This window comes from Streptomyces diversicolor, from assembly GCF_057537855.1.
This window is the reverse complement of the sequence record NZ_BAAJXA010000108.1, coordinates 1-2,154: the sequence shown is the minus strand read 5'-3', so window position 1 is coordinate 2,154 and position 2,154 is coordinate 1. Positions and strand designations below refer to the sequence as shown.

Genomic DNA, 2,154 nt, shown 5'->3' with positions numbered 1-2,154 from the left:
TACGGTAGACATAGAACGGATCTGCATCCGACAAATTCCATTCCCACCGGTACATCACACCGATGTACCCCACCGTCATGGAACTTGAAAACATCACCAATCGACCTTTCGACCGGCTTGCCGCTCCCGTCATAGGGCCGAATCCCTCACCGATTATCCAATTCTCGCTCTTCCGCGAGCCCTTCTGGACTCTGCTGGTGGTGCGGAGCAGTTGCAGACTCGCAAGAGCACAAGTTCAAGCTAAAGAACTTGAAGCGACTTTCTCAAGGCTCCGAAGGGAATCTGGTATGGGTGGGTGACGAGTTCCACCGGGAGATTCGCTCCATCAAGAAGTCGCATCATGTGAGATTTCGAGCAAATCTCTGCGCCTCGTGCAATAATGCCAGGAGTTAGCCCTTCGACTTTGCCTATAATGGCTTCGTTGACTACTTGTGGAGCCATGGGCAGCGCCTCCATCGCTCCCGGTATGTCGACATGAAGCGCATCTATGGCGATGATTGGCCCGCACAGGCACTCAATCTCGCTCGATACTTTGTGAAGCAGATCGGTTGTCGTGTTGAGCATGATGGCTACCCAGTCCCTCCGGAGTTCGTCGACTTCCTGGATGGGGCCAGTCGAGTCCCGAGTCTGCACATGGTGATGTACAAAGATTCAGCACTCTGGGAGCTGCATTCGGGGCCACCTTGTACGCATCGAGGTCATCGCCTTGCAGGAAGTCGTTATCACTCACGGTACCCCCAGCGATCTGAACAAAGCCCCAGCAGCTCTCTGCGGCATTACGAGCTTAGAATCTACGAGATTCGCTCGCATCATCATTTGCAGCATGACCCGGTGTTAGTCGAACCTTCGTGTCGTCATCCCGAAGTAGCCCATGGCAAATTGTAGAAATTCCAGTCGCGAATCCTGATCTGCTACTTCTGCGCGAACGAAGTACCTGCCCCCTCCTACCCTCTCCATGGGGGGCAGCTGGATGGAGCCTGGTTGGCGAGGTGCGGGAATTGCGAGTGTGTTCAGCTTGATCCATCCGTCGATTTGACTATCTGAGAGGAGTTCTGGCATGAAATCTCCGAACAGAGTGACGGCCAAGGGGCTGTAGTCGATGGAAAAAGATCCAGAGCTCTCATTCCAGAAGAAGTCGTAGCTGGCGAGGGGCGAGAGATAGTCGATGGTTCCCTTCAGGAACCACCAGCAAACTTCCCGGTAGTCTTCGCACTCGTCCAAGGTAGGCGGCTCTGCCCCATCGTGCTCAACTGCGTTGCGTAGCCGCCGGAGGCGGCGGAGCGTACGTTGAAGGATTACGCCCCAATTTTCGAGGAGGCCAAGCCAGCCGACATTTTTTGACTCAGGATACTGGCTGAAATCATATATCGAGTTCAGGTGTTCCAGTCGTGCGTCAACGGCGCGCTTGAGGGCTAGGACGGCGTCGATCCGGTCGTAGTCGCCGTGATGATTAGAAAGTCGATATGTCGCATGGCTGAAAGAGGCTTCGGCCCGCGAGATCATTGCTCGATCGTAATCGTTAATGCCGCTTTTTCCGTGGCCACTCTCGGTGAATTCGTGCAGACCGTTTTCCATCCACCAGTCTGACTTGGCGCTCTCCATGTGGTCATGCTAACGGTGCCTGCGGTGACGCTAAACCAAATATGCCGTCTGTTTGACCTGACATGAAGGTTGTGGCCGCCGAAGCGTCGTGAGCGCTCCTTCGAACGTATGGCAGCTGTCGGAGGGGGCTGTCGGTCGAGGAAGTGGGCCCGCTTCCCAGAGGTGACCCCTGGGCCGTCCCTGGGCCGTCCGACGCTCCCCGAGGCCACTCGGCGACGACCGACAGTGACAGTCGAGCCACCGCAGTCAGTAGCGAACCCCCAGGTCACAGCCCCCCGACCAAACGGGTTACCGCTCAAGCCTGGACCTCAGGCAAGATGGGGCGTTTCTCGCCGTGATCCGGAGCAGCAGTGATTAGCCCATCGAGCGATTGTGGGCACTGCGCCGGCACTGTACGTTCCCGCTCACGGATCGATGTAGCTCAGGGGGCGGGGATGTCTGGATACGGCCGCGCGGACAGTGAGTGGGACGAGCTGGTACATACCGGTCATTGCTTTCTCGTCGAGCGAGCAAAGCTGGGCAAGCTCACCTCGTACACCGAGCTCAACGTGA

Annotated in this window: 2 protein-coding genes; both read right to left on the bottom strand. The window is 56.8% G+C overall.

Annotation, left to right across the window (positions count from 1 at the left end):
• Positions 1-240 precede the first annotated feature (240 nt).
• Positions 241-564, bottom strand: coding sequence for a hypothetical protein (locus AC27LF_RS45315; RefSeq protein ID WP_479662429.1), 324 nt, complete (start codon positions 562-564; stop codon positions 241-243).
• 270 nt (positions 565-834) lie between these two features.
• Complete coding sequence (locus AC27LF_RS45310; protein ID WP_479662430.1) at positions 835-1,602, bottom strand: hypothetical protein; 768 nt, start codon at positions 1,600-1,602, stop codon at positions 835-837.
• Between the last annotated feature and the right edge of the window lie 552 nt (positions 1,603-2,154).

Coding starts and splice junctions, on each gene's coding strand:
- AC27LF_RS45315 (WP_479662429.1), bottom strand. CDS start 564: ATGCTCAACACGACAACCGATCTGCTTCACAAAGTATCGAGCGAGATT.
- AC27LF_RS45310 (WP_479662430.1), bottom strand. CDS start 1,602: ATGGAGAGCGCCAAGTCAGACTGGTGGATGGAAAACGGTCTGCACGAA.